This window comes from Pseudomonas sp. zfem005, from assembly GCF_032621735.1.
GTDB lineage: Bacteria > Pseudomonadota > Gammaproteobacteria > Pseudomonadales > Pseudomonadaceae > Metapseudomonas > Metapseudomonas solani.
Map to the genome: position 1 here is coordinate 74158 of NZ_JAVYJE010000016.1, position 14771 is coordinate 88928.

Sequence of the window (14771 nt, forward strand, 5' to 3'; positions counted from 1 at the left end):
TATGGCCAGCCCGGAACGCACCCTCAGCCACGCCAGCCTGCAACAGGCCGCCAACTGGTACGTGCTGCTCCACGACGACGCCCCCAGCGCCCAGCTGCGGGCGCAGTGGCAGGCCTGGCTCGACCAGCAACCCGAACACCGCGATGCCTGGCGCTACGTCGAGCGGGTGGGCCAGCGCTTCGCCCCGCTGCAAGCCGGCGGCGAGCGCGAGCTGGCCAGCCGCATGCTCCGTGACGACCCGCGCCGCATCAGCCGCCGCCAGGGCCTCAAGACCCTGCTGGTGGTGGGCGCCGGTTCACTGCTCGGCTGGGGCACCTGGCGTACCACGCCGCTGCCGCGCCTGGTGGCCGGCTGGTCGGCGGACTTCGTCACCGGCACCGGCGAAACCCGCGAAACCCTGCTGGCCGACGGCAGCCACCTGTGGCTGCGCGCGCAGAGCGCCGTGGACGCCGCCTTCGACACCGAACAGCGCCTGCTGCGGCTGCGTTTCGGCGAGGTGCTGATCGACACCGCCAAGGATGCGACGCGGCCCTTCCTGCTGGAAAACCAGCACGGCCGCCTGCGCGCTCTCGGCACGCGCTTCGGGGTGCGCCAGGACGACGGCATCACCCGCCTCAGCGTCTACCAGGGCGCGGTGGAAGTGCGCACCGCCGACAGCGGCCAGCTCAGCGTCATCGAGGCCGGCCAGCGGGTCGACTTCGACGGCCTGTCCCTCGGCACCCCGGCCCCGGTGCAACTCGCCGGCGAATCCTGGACCCGCCAGGTGCTGGTGGCCGACGACATGCCCCTGGGCGAGCTGATAACCGCCCTCGCCCGCTACCGCCACGGCCACCTCGGCTGCCACCCGGCGGTCGCCCAGCTACCGGTGATGGGCGCCTTCCCCCTGGGCGACACCGAGCAGGCGCTGGAACTGCTCAGCGCCGCCCTGCCCATCCGCGTGCAACGCCTCACCGACTGGTGGCTCAGCGTCGAGCCCGCCTGATGCTTACCCGCGTGGGTTTCGCCGAGCTCTACCCACCCTACGAAAAGCCGTATGCACCTGATGGTGATGCGCACATCAATGGTGGGCTAAGTACCCATGTTGGAGCAGGCGCCAAATGCCCCCTTTCAGAAGGCCGAACGCAGTCGTTGCGCAGGGGGACGAGTGGCATGGATGCCACGAGAGGCGCGACTGGCCATGGATGGCCCTTCGCGCCGGCCCCCGGAGCGACGATGGAGAGAGGGAAGTCTGGCGCCAGCCAGACCCGTATGTCGGGGGCGAGTTTTTTGGTTCCTTTTCAACGATTGGAAAAGGGACTCGCCCGGGTGGGCGAAACCAGAAGCATCAGCAGAACTCGGAAGTCAGCTGAACTCGAATCCCCTGGCAACACCTGACCCAGACATAGCCACAAATATTTTTCAGCGAGCGGTTCCCTTTTCCATTTCTCGTTCGGTTCAACCAGACAACAACGCCATCCGCCACCGAACATTTCCAGGGGACACCATGCACTTGCTCGCCAACCCGACCCTCCGTTTCGCCCTGCGGCCGCTCGCGCTCGCCATCCCGGTCACCCTGCTCGGCGCCGCGCAACTGGCCCTGCCCGCCTCGCTGGCCCAGGCCGAAACCGCGCAACAGGGTGTCGCCGAGCGTCAGTACGACATCGCCCCGGGCCCCCTGGTCGCCTCGCTCAACGAATTCAGCAGCCAGGCCGGCATCTACCTCGCCGGCCACAACAGCCTGGCCGCCGGCAAGACCAGCGCCGGCCTGCACGGCCGCTACAGCGTCGCCCAGGGCCTCGCCCTGCTGCTGCAGGACAGCGGCCTGCGCGCCATCGACCAGGGCAACGGCGGCTACGTCCTGCAGCCGGCCCTCCAGGACGGCGTGATGCAACTGGACCCGACCTCCATCGTCGGCGCCGGCCTCGCCAGCGGCCCGGGCCAGGCCGACCGTGGCTACCGCGCCGAAGTCAGCAGCACCGCCGGCAAGACCGCCACCGCCCTGGCCGACACGCCGCGCTCGGTGTCCGTGGTCACCCGCCAGCGCATGGAAGACCAGAAGTCCCAGACCCTCACCGAAGTGCTCGGCTATGTGCCCGGCATCTTCGCGCCGCCCTTCGCCGCCGGTGACGGCCAGGCCGGCGACCTGTTCTTCGTCCGTGGCTTCAACGCCACCGACTGGGGCTACGGCCTGCTCCGCGACGGCCTGCGCGTGCAGGGCAACCGCTACGACACCAGCAGCGAGCCCTACGGCCTGGAGCGCGTCGAAGTGTTCCGCGGCCCGACCTCGATCCTCTACGGCGAGAACGCCCCGGGTGGCGTGGTCAACATGGTCAGCAAGCGCCCCACCGCCAACCCGCACGGCGAGGTCGAATTCACCTACGGCAGCAACAACCGCCGCCAGTTGGGCATCGACGTCTCCGGCCCGCTGAGCGAAGGCGACAACGTCCTCGGCCGCCTGGTGATGCTGGGCCGCAACGCCGACAGCCAGGTCGACGGCCAGCCGGATGATCGCCTCTACATCGCCCCGTCCATGACCCTCAACCTCAGCGACGCCACCTCGCTGACGCTGCTGTCGACCTACCAGCGCGACCGCACCCTGATGGAGCTGGGCTACCCCGCCGCCGGCACCCTGCTGCACAACCCAAACGGCAAGATCGACAAGGACACCCTGCTCGGCCACCCCGACTGGGACAAGTTCGAGCGCGAAACCTGGACCCTGGGCTACGAGTTCTCCCACCAGCTCAACGACACCTGGCAGTTCCGCCAGAACTCGCGCTACATGCAGTCGCGCATCGACCGCCACGAGATGTGGCCCGGCAGCCTCAACGCCGGCGGCTTCGGCACCACCCTCGCCTACACCGCCTACGACCGCACCAACAAGTCCATCGCCTACTCCCTGGACAACCAGTTCGAAGGCCACTTCGCCAGCGGCGACTTCGAGCACACGGTGCTGCTCGGCGCCAGCCTCGACCGCACCTCGTTCAACCAGAACTGGGACGCCGGCGCCGGTGGCCTGATCAACGTCTTCAACCCGGTCTGGACCAGCACCCCGACCACCCCGGTGCACATCCAGAACGCCCAGCTCGACCAGTCGATGTACGCTGCCTACAGCCAGCTGCAGACCCGCTACGACAACTGGGTGCTGCTGCTCGGTGGCCGCCTCGACCGGGTCAACAGCCAGTACCGCAACAAGCCCGGCACCACCAACGCCGCCGCCGACCTCGACTACTGGGACACCGACTTCACCTGGCAGGCCGGCCTGATGTTCCAGTTCGACAACGGCCTCTCGCCCTACGTCAGCTACTCCACGGCCTTCGCCCCGACCCAGCAGACCTCCAGCCGCTCCGGCCCCCTGGACCCGACCACCGCCGAGCAGTACGAGGCCGGCATCAAGTACGAGCCCAAGGGCTGGAACACCTCCTTCACCGCCTCCGTCTACGACCTGCGCAAGACCGATGACGTGATCTTCGACAGCGCCGCCAACGACTACCGCCAGGTGGGCGAGAGCCGCGCCAAGGGCGTGGAGCTGGAACTCAACAGCGACGTCACCGAGAACATCAACCTCACCGCCGCCTACACCTACACCGACTCGCGCATCACCAAGGACGCCCAGGGCTCGCTGCTCGAAGACCACCAGATGACCGGCGTACCGCGCAACCAGGCCTCGGCCTGGGCCAGCTACCGCTTCCTCGACGGCGCCCTCAAGGGCCTGCGCATCGGCGGTGGCGTGCGCCACTTCGACAGCACCTTCGCCTACACCGCCGCCTCGCTCTACGGCCGCCTGGACACCGGCGACGTGACCCTGCTGGACGCCGCCGTCGGCTACACCATCAACGACAACTGGTCCGCCGAGGTGAACGCCAAGAACCTCCTCGACAAGGAATACGTCGCCGGCTGCAACAACGCCGGGCGTTGCTACTGGGGCGAAGAACGCAGCCTGCTGGGCTCGGTCTCCTTCCACTGGTAAGCGGCCCACCCAAGCCACTGCGCCGACCGATGCGGAGGGTGGACGACGCTCTTTTCGTCCACCAATCGGTGCTGCCGGGGGAGCGCGGAGCCAGGGCAGCCCTGCGGACTGCTTGGCGACTGAAGTCGCCCCTACACATGGCTGCCACATGGAAGCGCGGGGCCTGTAGGTCGGGTGCAATCCGGCGATCAATTCCAAGCCACCCCCTTGCCGGCGAACGATGGCCCATGCCAGGATTCGCGCCATGAACAGCTTCCCGAGCAATCGCATCCATCATCACGGCTCCCCTTCTGGGCGCCGTGATTGCTCATGCCCGTTGCAAGCCGACTGACCGGCTGCGATGGACACGCAAAGGCGCCCAAGGGCGCCTTTTTTCATGCCTGTAGAAAACCAGAGAGGAACCAGAAATGACCATGCTACGAGGAACCCGGATCATCACCGGCGAAGAAGCCAAAACCATGCGCGAAATCGAGGGCCGCTTCCGGAGCTGGCTTCATCGACGCCGGGGCTGAGGAAGCGATAGTCCCCGCGCTGTGGGGCCAGGACACCTTCATCGAGAAGACCGGCGGCAGCGAGATCATGGGCCAGATGTGGGCCTTCGATGACAAGGCCGGGCGCCCCTGCTGCCTGATCCCCGAAGCCACCGCGCTGTTCCAGGAGCGCAGCGCCCTCCTGCTGGCCGGGCGCCGGGAAGCCACCTTCTTCTACGCCGCCCGCTGCTACCGTTACGAGCGTCCCCAGGCCCTGCGCTACCGCGAATTCACCCAACTGGGCGTCGAGGTGCTCGGCGACCCCGAGCGCGGCCTGGCCCGCAGCCAGGCGCTTTGCATCGGCTTCCTCGACTCGCTCGGGCTCGCGTATGAACTGGACCTGCGTGCCAGCCGCGGGCTGACCTACTACCTGGATGGCCAGGGCTTCGAAGTGCGCTGCCCGGTGCTCGAGAACCAGCGCCAGGTGGTGGGCGGCGGCGCCTATGCCGAAGGCGCCGGCTTCGGCATCGGGCTCGAACGCCTGGCCATGGCACTGGCCCTGCAGCGAGCCCGGGAAACACCCACCTCTTCGTAGGTTGGGCTGAGGCACGAAGCCCAACGCGACACGGCCGAACATCGCTGCGTTGGGCCTCGCTGCGCTCGGCGCCAACCTACGGTGCTGTGCCGACCCAAACCACCGCGCCGCCCCATGCGGGTGGACGACGCTCTTTTCGTCCACCAAGCGGTGCCACCGGGGGCGCGGAGCCAGGGCAGTCCTGCGGCCTGCTTGGCGACTGAAGTCGCCCCTACCGCCGTATGCGGAATGCCTTGGGCGATTGCCCGGTGCCGCGCTTGAAGAAGCGCGAGAAGTAGGCCGGTTCGGAGAAGCCCAGGCTGTCGGAGACCTGGTTGATGGTCATGGCCGTGTAGACCAGGCAGCGCTTGGCCTCCAGCAGCAGGCGGGCGCTGATCATCTGCAAGGCCGATTGCCCGGCCAGGCGCCGGCACAGGGCGTTGAGGTGGGCGGCGCTGATGCCGAGGGTGGCGGCGTACCAGTCGATGGGGCGGTGCTCGCGGTAATGGGCTTCGAGCAGGCGGGTGAAGCCCTGCAGGTGCTCGCGGCCACGGTCCTGCACCGGCGCCTCGGCGCGGGACAGCGCCAGGGAGCGGCGCCCCACCCACACCAGCAGCGCGCTGATCAGCGATTGCAGCATCAGTTCGCGCCCTGGTGCCTGCTCGGCGTATTCCTGGGCCAGGGATTCGAACAGCGCATCCAGGTAGCGCTTCTGCCCCGCCACCGGGTAGCAGGCGGCGCGGGCCAGCGGCGGCTCGTCGAGGGCCGCGCCGAGCTGCTCCACCAGCGGCAGCGCCAGGCTCAGCACGTAGCCACGGATGTCTTCCGAGAAGCGGAAACCGTGCACACAGAGCGCCGGCACCACCTGCAACGCGGCCACGTCCACGCGGTTCACCACGCCCTCCACCTCCAGCTCCGCGGTGCCGCCCTGCACGTAGAGCAACTGCACCAACTCGCCATGGCGATGGGGGCGGATGTCCCAGTCATGCAGGGCGCTACGCGCGGGAATCGACTCGCAATGGATCAGGTCCGGCGTCGGCCAGGCATCGGTCTCGCCGTAGAGACGGAACACCGGGACCGGAGAATGCTGCGGCATGACACCCTCGAAAAGTCCATGAAACCAACTGGATAGTGCCTTCAAAGGCACCCGCCATCCACCAAAAATACAGGGGCACACAACAACAAGCGGGCCCGGCGGCGTGTCGACCGAGGCCCCATGAGGACAACAACAATGAAGACTCGAATCGCCATCATCGGCGCCGGCCCCTCCGGCCTCCTGCTCGGCCAACTGCTGCACAAGGCCGGTATCGACACCGTCATCCTCGAACGCCAGTCCGCCGACCACGTGCTCGGCCGCATCCGTGCCGGCGTGCTTGAGCAGGGCATGGTCGAGTTGCTGCGCGAAGCCGGCGTCAGCGCGCGCATGGACCGCGAGGGGCTGGTCCACGACGGTTTCGAACTGGCCTTCGACGGCCGCCGCGAACGCATCGACCTCAAGGGCCTCACCGGCGGCCGCACGGTGATGATCTACGGTCAGACCGAAGTCACCCGTGACCTGATGGAGGCCCGCCAGGCCTGCGGCGCGCCGACCTTCTACAGCGCCACCGACGTCGCCCTGCACGGCCTGCAAGGCGACAGCCCCCACGTCACCTTCACCCACGGAGGCGAGGTGCACCGCCTGGACTGCGACTACATCGCCGGCTGCGACGGCTTCCACGGCGTGGGGCGCCAATCCATTCCCGCCGGGGTGCTCAAGGTGTTCGAACGGGTCTACCCCTTCGGCTGGCTCGGCGTGCTGGCCGACACCCCGCCGGTGGCCGAGGAGCTGATCTACGCCGCCCACGAACGCGGCTTCGCCCTGTGCAGCATGCGTTCGCCGACCCGCACCCGTTACTACGTGCAGGTGGGCATGGATGAACGGGTGGAAGACTGGCCCGACGTGCGTTTCTGGGAGGAGCTCAAGCGCCGCCTGCCTGCCGAGACGGCCGCGAGCCTGGTCACCGGGCCGTCCATCGAGAAGAGCATCGCGCCCCTGCGCAGCTTCGTGGTCGAGCCCATGCAGCACGGCCGGCTGTTCCTGGTGGGCGATGCCGCGCACATCGTCCCACCCACCGGCGCCAAGGGCCTGAACCTCGCCGCCAGCGACGTCAGCACCCTCCACCGCATCCTCCTGGCCGTGTACCGCGAAGGCCGCCGCGAACTCACCGCGCGCTACTCGGAGATCTGCCTGAAACGCATCTGGAAGGCCGAACGCTTCTCCTGGTGGATGACCTCGATGCTGCACCGCTTCCCCGACACCGACGCTTTCAGCCGGCGCATGCAGCAGGCCGAGCTGGACTACTTCGTCGGCTCCGAGGCCGGGCGCACCAGCATTGCCGAGAACTACGTGGGGTTGCCCTATGAGCCGGTGGAGTGAGCAGCGAGCTGGTTAACGTTTTTCCACCTTTATAGGGATAGCGCGGAGCCGATAGGCGTCGACTATGGCCTTCGCTTCCGCCTTCGACAGCACATCGAGCTGCGCCTGGCGCAGGGTCTCCTCGGAGCTGTACATCGAGCGCAGCAGCACCAGCCGATAGACGTCCATGCGTTCCTCCGGCGTGCTGCAGCGGCTGGCGCAGAACTGGCGGTAGACCCGCGCCATCTCCTCGAAGATGACCAGGTTGGCCTCGGGGTCGGCGTCGCGCTTGTAGAGGTCCACCGCCCGCTCGTAGCTGATGCCGTCGATGGGCTCGAACACCTGCGTCACCGCACGGATGCGCGCCAGCAGTGGCGCCGGCAGTTGCTCGTGCACGCGGTCGTTGAGGCGCACGCTGTTGGGGTCGACCGTCTGGGCCGCCGCCACCGGGCCGCTGATGAGGAGTGCCAGGCAGGTGCCGATGAATGTCTTGAAGCGCATGGGAAAGGTCCGTCTCTCGGGGAGCGTCATCCTAGCGCGCGAAGCCCGGCGCCGCACCGGCTCGCCGTCCGGCGGTGGGGAAAACCCTGCGATGTTCTCGCAGGCCTCCGGCCCCGGTTGACGTTGCCGAGGGGCCGGCGGCAGGATGGCGCCACCCCGGCCGCCACCGATGCGGTCGTCACGACAAGTACAAGAATGAAACGCAAGATCCCTGCCCTCAACGCCCTCAAGGCCTTCGAGATCGCCGGCAGCACCGGCAGCTTCACCCGCGCCGCCGAGCAGCTCAACGTCACCCAGAGTGCGGTCAGCCGCCAGGTGCGCCAGCTGGAAGAACAGATTGGCGAAGAGCTGCTGATACGTCGCCACCACCACCTGGAACTCACCCGCGCGGGGCGCAAGCTGCTGGACGCGCTGAACCAGTCCTTCGACCGCATCGAGCTGGCGGTGCGCGCCATCCAGCAGAAGAGCCACCTCAACCGCCTGCGCGTCAACGCACCGCCGACCTTCACCAGCCGCTGGCTGCTGCCGCGCCTGGGACGCCTGCGCGAACAACACCCGGAGCTGGAGCTGAGCATCACCACCCGGCTGCAGGACAGCCTGGCCGAGACCGGCACCCTGGATTGCGCCATCCGCTTCGGCAACGGCGAGTGGGAACAGCTGGACGCCACCCTGCTGATGCAGGAGCGCCATATCGCCGTGTGCTCGCCGGGGCTGCTGGCCAGCGTGCAGGGCAACGGCGAGGCGCCGGACCTGGAGCGCATGACGCTGCTGCACGTGCTGGCCAGCGAGGACCGCCGCTACCAGACCTGGCAGCACTGGCTGGACGCTGCCGGGATCCGCGGCGTGGACACCCGCGGCGGCTACGAATTCGACCTGCTGGACCTGGCCATACGCGCGGCCCTGGACGGCCTCGGCATCACCATCGCCGACTGGCACATGGTCACCCGCGAACTCGCGGCGGGCCAGCTCACCCAAGTGCTCAACGTGCACGTCGAAGGCCACCAGTCGTACTGGCTGGTGACCCGCCCGGAGCAGGCCGAATCGGCGGCGCTGCGCACCTTCCAGGCCTGGTTGCAGCAGGAGGTGTGGCTGTCCACGCGCAACCTGGCGCCCTCCACCGCCGCGGGTGAAGAGGATGCGTGAACTGCCGTCGCTCAACGCCCTGCGGGTGTTCGAGGAAGTGGCCCGCCACAGCAGCTTCAGCCGCGCGGCCCTGGCGCTGAACGTGACCCAGGGTGCGGTGAGCCGGCAGATCAAGCAGCTGGAGGACTACCTCGGCGTGGCGCTGTTCGTGCGCACGCCCCAAGGGCTGGGGCTGACCCCGGCCGGCAGCGCCCTGGTGCCCGGCCTAACCGATGCCTTCGACCGCATGCAGCAGGCCCTGCGCGAGGTGCGGGTGCCCAATCTGCGCCAGCGCCTGCGCATCCTCGCCCCGCCTACCTACGCCACGCGCTGGCTGTCGCCCCGGCTCAAGGGCTTCCACAAGCGCTACCCGGACATCGCCCTGAACGTGCGCAACGACGCCGGGCCGGAAAGCCCCAGCGAAATCGACTGCCGCATCCGCTTCGGCAAGGCGCCGGCCCAGGGCTGGCATAGCCGCCTGCTGCTGTTGGAGCGGCACCTGGCCGTGGCCGCGCCGGAGCTGTTCGAAGCAGGCCGGCCGCCGGTGCTGGCGGCCCACCCGCTGCTGCACATCCTCCATGAGGGCCGCCACCTGCAGGTGTGGGAGAACTGGCTGGAGGCCACCGACCGCAGCGACATCGACCCCAGCCAGGGCCTGGAATTCAGCACCCTCGACCAGGTGATCCACACCGCCCTGGCCGGCGGCGGCCTGGCGGTGATCGACCGGCGCATGATCGAGTACGAACTGGCCACCGGGCAGTTGCTGCCCATCAGCCCGGTGGAAGTGGAAGGCCCTTACGGCTACTGGCTGGACGTGCCCAACGGCAGCCATGGCCTGTCGAAGGTGGAGCTGTTCTGCCAGTGGCTGGAGTCCCAGAGCGGGGAATAGCCACAACGCAAAAAGGGCGGCAGCGGGTATCCGCTGCCGCCCCACGCCCTCGAAGCCGGGTCAGGCGGTGCGTGCCACCGCCGCCCGCGTACCCTCCTCGCCCTCCTTCGCCTTGCACGCCTCCGTCAGGGACAGTGCCTTGGTCTCCGGCGCCCAGGCCATGGACACCAGGGCGCCGAACACCAGCACGCCGGCCAGTATCGCCATGGTCGGGTTGAGGCCGATGCCGGCCACGCTCACCGGCAGCAGGAAGGTGCTGATGGCCGAGCCCAGGCGGCTGGCGGCGGTGGCAAGGCCGACGCCGCTGGCGCGCACCTCGGTGGGGAAGCTCTCCGCCGGGAACACGCCCACCAGGTTGCTCACCGCCGACAGCACCAGGGTGAACAGGCCGAACAGCGCCACCAGGGCCCAGGCCATGCTGCCCGGCAGCGCCGCCAGGAGGAACAGCGCTGCGGCGAGGATCCAGAAGGAGCCGATGAGGAAGCCGCGCCGGGAGAACTTCACCGTGCACCAGATGCCCGCCAGCGCCCCCAGCACCAGCAGGGCGTTGAGCATCATCTCGGTGCCCATGCCCTCGGCCAGGCCCATCTTCGCCAGGATGGTGGGCAGGAAGGTGTAGATGGCGAAGTACGGCATCACGATGCAGATGAAGAACAGGCAGTTGAAGGCGGTGCGCTTGCGGTACTCGCGGCTGAACAGCACGGCGTAGCCACTGCGGTTGCGCTGCGGACGCTCGTCGTCGAGCTCGACGTTGGCGCCGATGTGCTTGTGCACGATGGCCCGCGCCTCCTCCACCCGGCCCTGGTTCACCAGCCAGCGCGGCGACTCGGGAGTGCCGATGCGGGCGATGAGGATGATGGCCGCGGGGATCGCCGAGGACGCCAGCATCCAGCGCCAGGCGTCGTCGCCCAGGCCGAGCATGGCGGTGCCGACGAAGGTGGCGGCGACGTAGCCGAAGGTCCAGATCACGCTGAAGGAACCCAGCAGTACGCCGCGATGTTTCCTCGGCGCGAACTCCGCCAGCAGGGTGTGGCCGACGCTGTAGTCGCCGCCCAGGCCGATGCCGATCAGCACCCGCAGGAGGAACAGCTGCAGCGCCGTCTCGGCGTGGAACTGCAGCACCGAAGCCAGGGTGATCAGCACGAAGCTGATGACGAAGATCTTCTGCCGCCCGACGTAGTCGGAGATCCAGCCGAAGAACAGGCTGCCGAGGAACAGGCCGATCAGCGCCGAGGCACCGATCAGGCCTTGCCAGAGCGGGTCGAGCTGCATCTGCGGGCCGATCAGCGTGAAGGCGATGCCGATCAGGCCGAGGATGTAGCCATCGGTGAAGTGCGCGCCGAAGGTGAGGCCGGCGATACGGATGTGGAAGCGCCCGAGGGGCGCGTCGTCCAGCTTGATGGTGTGTGACATGTCCAGCTCCCTTTTGTTTTTGTTGGTAGAGAGGGGCCGCCAGCGGCCCGGAAAGATGCCCTCGATCAAGCGAGGCTCAGTTGATCGAGAGCCCTCCCATCAGGAGGTACTTGATCTCCAGGTAGTCCTCGATGCCGTACTTCGAGCCTTCGCGGCCCAGGCCGGATTCCTTGATGCCGCCGAAGGGCGCCACCTCGGTGGAGATGATCCCTTCGTTGATGCCCACCATCCCCGCTTCCAGGCCCTCGGCCATGCGCCAGACGCGGCCGATATCGCGGCTGTAGAAGTAGGCGGAAAGGCCGTAGGGGGTGTCGTTGGCACGGGCCAGCACCTCGGCCTCGTCCTTGAAGCGGAAGCACGCCGCCACCGGGCCGAAGGTCTCCTCGCCGGCGATCAGCATGTCCGCCGTGGCATCGCCCAGCAGCGTGGGCTCGAAGAAGGTGCCGCCCAGCAGGTGGCGACGGCCGCCGCAGATCAGGCTTGCGCCCTTCTCCAGGGCGTCGCCCACGTGCTGCTCGACCTTGGCCAGGGCCGCCTCGTTGATCAGCGGGCCCTGGTCGCTCTCGCCCTCCAGCGCGGCGCCCACGCGCAGGGCGCGCACGGCATCAGCCAGCTTGGCGGTGAAGGCCTCGTACACGCCCTCCTGGATGAAGAAGCGGTTGACGCAGACGCAGGTCTGCCCGGTGTTGCGGAACTTGGAGGCCATGGCCCCGCGCACCGCCGCATCCAGGTCGGCGTCGTCGAAGACGATGAAGGGCGCGTTGCCACCCAGCTCCAGGGAAACCTTCTTCAGGGTCTCCGCCGCCTGGCGCATCAGCAGCTTGCCGGTGCGGGTGGAGCCGGTGAAGGACAGCTTGCGCACCGCGCTGGAGGCCTGCAGGGCGCCGCCGATGGCCGGGGCGTCGCCGGAGACGATGTTGAACACCCCGGCGGGGATGCCCGCCTCCTCCGCCAGCACCGCCAGGGCGAAGGCCGAGAGCGGGGTTTCCTCGGAGGGCTTGAGGATCATCGTGCAGCCGGCCGCCAGGGCCGGGCCGACCTTGCGGGTGACCATGGCCAGGGGGAAGTTCCAGGGCGTGATGGCGGCGACCACGCCGATGGGCTCCTTGGTGACGACGATGCGCGCGTCGCCCTTGTGGCTAGGGATCACGTCGCCGTACACGCGCTTGGCCTCCTCGGCGAACCATTCGAGGAAGCTGGCGGCATAGACCACCTCGCCCATCGCTTCGGCCAGGGGCTTGCCCTGCTCGCGGCTGAGCAGCTCCGCCAGCTCGCGCTGGTGGGCCAGCATCAGCTCGGCCCAGCGGCGCAGCGGCCGGCTGCGTTCCTTGGCGGTGAGCCCGCGCCAGGCCGGCAGCGCACGCTGGGCGGCGGCGATGGCCAGATCGGTCTGCTCGGCCCCGCCGCGCGCCACCTCGGCGACCAGCGTGCCGTCGGCCGGGTTGCGCACGGTGTAGCGGGCGCCCTCCTCCAGCCAGCGACCGTCGATGTAGTGCCCCTTGCGCAGCAACCGGCTCATGCGATGGCCTCCTTGAGGGTGAAGGTTTCGCCGGCCGGGCGTGCGACACGCAGGATGCGCTTGCCGGCGGTGTAGTCGTTGATCAGGTCGCAGGGCGTGTAGTTGCGCTCCAGCTCGTGCAGTTCGTCCGCCTCCAGGCGGGTGTCCAGGGCCGCCAGGGCGCTGTCGAACTGCTCGGTGGAATCCGCGCCCACCAGCATGCAGTCCACCCCCGGGTGGCCAAGCACCCAGGCCTGGGCCACCTGCGCGTTGGAAACGCCACGGCGCCGCGCCACGCGCTGCACCGAACGGGCGATCTCGAAGGAGGCCTCGTCGGCGTACATCTGCTGGGTGAAGAAGTCGGTCTGGTTGCGGGTGGACTGCACGTCGCCGGTGAGCAGGCCCCGCGCCAGCGGGCTGAACACCGAAACGCCCAGGCCCTGGTCGCGGCAGAAGGGGATCATTTCCCGCTCTTCCTCGCGGTAGGCGCAGTTCAACTGCAGCTGCATGTTGATCGGCTTGACCCAGCCATGGCGCTCGCAGGCCATGAGGATCTTCGCCAACTGGCCGGTGAGCATGGTGGAGACGCCGATGTAGCGCGCCTTGCCGGCTTTGACGATGTCGTGCATGGCTTCCATCGTCTCTTCCACGGGGGTGTTCACGTCGAAGAAATGCAGCATGTAGAGGTCGACGTGGTCCATGCCGAGGCGGCCCAGGGAGGCGTCGATGCTGTCCATGATGTGCTTGCGCGAATGGCCGCTGGCGTTGATGCCCTCACGGGTGCCGTAGCCCACCTTGGTGGCGACCACAACATCCTCGCGGCGCGCCAGGCGCTTGAGGATGCGCCCCACCACCTCCTCGCCCACGCCGGCGGAATAGAAGTCCGCCAGGTCGATGAAGTTCACCCCCTTGTCCAGGGCATGGCGGACGATCGGCTCGCTCTTGCGCTCGTCGAAGATCCACGGCTTCCACTGCGGCGTGCCCATGTTCATGGTGCCGAGGCAGAGCTTGGACACCTGCAGGCCGGAATGGCCGAGACGTACGTACTGCATGGCGGCCTCCTCAGGCTTTCGGGGTGTAGAAGGGGTTGGCGATGGCGCCCGCCACGTCGGCCAGCTGGGCGCGCGAGGGCAGCCCGGCGAGCGCCGCGCGGATGGCGGTGCGGCAGGCGTTGTAGTTGTTCAGGTAGACGGCATCGAGGTCGTCGCAGGCGGGGTTGACCCAGTTGGCGGTGACGATGGCCCACTCGTCCTCGGCCTCCGCCGGCAGGGTGCCGTCCAGCAGCGCCTCGGTCACCGCCTTGGCGATGCCGGCCTGGGAGGCGCCCCAGGTGGCGTTGGCGTGCAGGTCGCCGCCGATCTGCGCCTTGTTCACGTAGAGGGTCATGGGTTTGACCGGCAAGTTGGGCTGGGCGATGACCATGAAGGGGCAATGGCCCTGGCTGGGGGACGCCAGACTGTTGGCGAAGGCCTGGCCGGCCGGGCCGTTGCGCGGGCCGATCAGGATGTTGATGTGGGCGGCGTTGACGCCGGGGCCTTCGAAACCTTCGCCGATGTAGAGGTCGAGCTGCTTCATGGGGTCATCCTCAGAGCTTGCATAAAAGTCGGGTAGCTGCCGTGGCCCACCGCTATGGCCGGCTTGCGCCGGGGCGGTTGGGGGCACGTCGTCGGGGGGACGGGGCCGGGCGTCATCCACCAGCGCCAACGTGGGGCAGTGACGACCCGATGCAGAAGCGACTCCAGGGATGGAGGGGCATACATGGGTGCGGTGCTCGTTGTTGTTGTTGGAGGAGCGGTGCCGGTCGAACCAGCTGCGGCGATTTTTAGCACCGCCCGGGCGGCGGCCAGTAGCCAGGAAAACTCAAGGGGCCATGACTAAATCTCATGACCACTAACATGCGTTTTTCGAATGATCAGCCACGAATTTAATCGTTTGTCCGACAAAGTGGCGGCGACGAACATGG

At 68.3% G+C, this 14771-nt stretch carries 12 protein-coding genes; 6 read left to right on the plus strand and 6 right to left on the minus strand.

The features are described 5' to 3' along the window. Nucleotide 1: 1 nt before the first annotated feature. The 3 genes from RTW82_RS28635 to RTW82_RS28645 all read left to right on the plus strand — a co-directional run bounded on the left by RTW82_RS28635 (nt 2) and on the right by RTW82_RS28645 (nt 5011). Complete coding sequence (locus RTW82_RS28635; protein WP_316927207.1) at nt 2-982, plus strand: FecR domain-containing protein; 981 nt, start codon at nt 2-4, stop codon at nt 980-982. Nucleotides 983-1483: 501 nt separating this feature from the next. Beyond that, nucleotides 1484-3946: a TonB-dependent siderophore receptor gene (locus RTW82_RS28640; RefSeq protein ID WP_316927208.1), complete on the plus strand. Its 2463-nt coding sequence runs from the start codon at nt 1484-1486 to the stop codon at nt 3944-3946. Between the two features lie 495 nt (nt 3947-4441). Then, nucleotides 4442-5011, plus strand: a complete 570-nt coding sequence (locus tag RTW82_RS28645) for an ATP phosphoribosyltransferase regulatory subunit (protein WP_316927250.1) — start codon at nt 4442-4444, stop codon at nt 5009-5011. A gap of 211 nt (nt 5012-5222) precedes the next feature. Here RTW82_RS28645 and RTW82_RS28650 read toward each other — a convergent pair whose 3' ends face one another. Then, nucleotides 5223-6086, minus strand: a complete 864-nt coding sequence (locus RTW82_RS28650) for a helix-turn-helix domain-containing protein (RefSeq protein WP_316927209.1) — start codon at nt 6084-6086, stop codon at nt 5223-5225. A gap of 135 nt (nt 6087-6221) precedes the next feature. Between RTW82_RS28650 and pobA the strand changes: the two genes are divergently transcribed. Beyond that, nucleotides 6222-7406: a 4-hydroxybenzoate 3-monooxygenase gene (pobA, locus tag RTW82_RS28655; RefSeq protein ID WP_316927210.1), complete on the plus strand. Its 1185-nt coding sequence runs from the start codon at nt 6222-6224 to the stop codon at nt 7404-7406. Between the two features lie 12 nt (nt 7407-7418). Here pobA and RTW82_RS28660 read toward each other — a convergent pair whose 3' ends face one another. Further along, nucleotides 7419-7886: a hypothetical protein gene (locus RTW82_RS28660; protein ID WP_316927211.1), complete on the minus strand. Its 468-nt coding sequence runs from the start codon at nt 7884-7886 to the stop codon at nt 7419-7421. A 195-nt stretch (nt 7887-8081) separates the two neighbouring features. Here RTW82_RS28660 and RTW82_RS28665 point away from each other — a divergent pair, with 195 nt between their 5' ends. Together RTW82_RS28665 and RTW82_RS28670 are read left to right on the plus strand one after the other, a co-directional pair. Beyond that, complete coding sequence (locus RTW82_RS28665; protein WP_271660826.1) at nt 8082-9029, plus strand: LysR substrate-binding domain-containing protein; 948 nt, start codon at nt 8082-8084, stop codon at nt 9027-9029. Next, complete coding sequence (locus tag RTW82_RS28670) at nt 9022-9897, plus strand: LysR substrate-binding domain-containing protein (protein ID WP_316927212.1); 876 nt, start codon at nt 9022-9024, stop codon at nt 9895-9897. The genes RTW82_RS28665 and RTW82_RS28670 overlap by 8 nt, the downstream gene beginning before the upstream one ends. A 60-nt stretch (nt 9898-9957) precedes the next feature. Here RTW82_RS28670 and RTW82_RS28675 read toward each other — a convergent pair whose 3' ends face one another. From RTW82_RS28675 to fae, 4 genes are all read right to left on the minus strand, one after another. Continuing rightward, nucleotides 9958-11310, minus strand: a complete 1353-nt coding sequence (locus RTW82_RS28675) for an MFS transporter (RefSeq protein WP_184491338.1) — start codon at nt 11308-11310, stop codon at nt 9958-9960. 76 nt (nt 11311-11386) lie between these two features. After that, nucleotides 11387-12829, minus strand: coding sequence for an NAD-dependent succinate-semialdehyde dehydrogenase (locus RTW82_RS28680; protein ID WP_316927213.1), 1443 nt, complete (start codon nt 12827-12829; stop codon nt 11387-11389). Then, nucleotides 12826-13860, minus strand: coding sequence for an aldo/keto reductase (locus RTW82_RS28685; RefSeq protein ID WP_316927214.1), 1035 nt, complete (start codon nt 13858-13860; stop codon nt 12826-12828). Before RTW82_RS28685 ends, RTW82_RS28680 begins: the two co-directional genes overlap by 4 nt. 10 nt (nt 13861-13870) lie before the next feature. Then, on the minus strand, nt 13871-14383 hold the full coding sequence (gene fae, locus RTW82_RS28690; protein ID WP_316927215.1) for a formaldehyde-activating enzyme: 513 nt from the start codon (nt 14381-14383) through the stop codon (nt 13871-13873). Nucleotides 14384-14771 lie beyond the last annotated feature (388 nt).

What these genes read in the sequence shown, in the direction of transcription:
- RTW82_RS28635 (WP_316927207.1), top strand. Translation starts at nt 2, where the DNA reads ATGGCCAGCCCGGAACGCACCCTCAGCCACGCCAGCCTGCAACAGGCC.
- RTW82_RS28640 (WP_316927208.1), top strand. Translation starts at nt 1,484, where the DNA reads ATGCACTTGCTCGCCAACCCGACCCTCCGTTTCGCCCTGCGGCCGCTC.
- RTW82_RS28650 (WP_316927209.1), bottom strand. Translation starts at nt 6,086, where the DNA reads ATGCCGCAGCATTCTCCGGTCCCGGTGTTCCGTCTCTACGGCGAGACC.
- pobA (WP_316927210.1), top strand. Translation starts at nt 6,222, where the DNA reads ATGAAGACTCGAATCGCCATCATCGGCGCCGGCCCCTCCGGCCTCCTG.
- RTW82_RS28660 (WP_316927211.1), bottom strand. Translation starts at nt 7,886, where the DNA reads ATGCGCTTCAAGACATTCATCGGCACCTGCCTGGCACTCCTCATCAGC.
- RTW82_RS28665 (WP_271660826.1), top strand. Translation starts at nt 8,082, where the DNA reads ATGAAACGCAAGATCCCTGCCCTCAACGCCCTCAAGGCCTTCGAGATC.
- RTW82_RS28670 (WP_316927212.1), top strand. Translation starts at nt 9,022, where the DNA reads ATGCGTGAACTGCCGTCGCTCAACGCCCTGCGGGTGTTCGAGGAAGTG.
- RTW82_RS28675 (WP_184491338.1), bottom strand. Translation starts at nt 11,310, where the DNA reads ATGTCACACACCATCAAGCTGGACGACGCGCCCCTCGGGCGCTTCCAC.
- RTW82_RS28680 (WP_316927213.1), bottom strand. Translation starts at nt 12,829, where the DNA reads ATGAGCCGGTTGCTGCGCAAGGGGCACTACATCGACGGTCGCTGGCTG.
- RTW82_RS28685 (WP_316927214.1), bottom strand. Translation starts at nt 13,860, where the DNA reads ATGCAGTACGTACGTCTCGGCCATTCCGGCCTGCAGGTGTCCAAGCTC.
- fae (WP_316927215.1), bottom strand. Translation starts at nt 14,383, where the DNA reads ATGAAGCAGCTCGACCTCTACATCGGCGAAGGTTTCGAAGGCCCCGGC.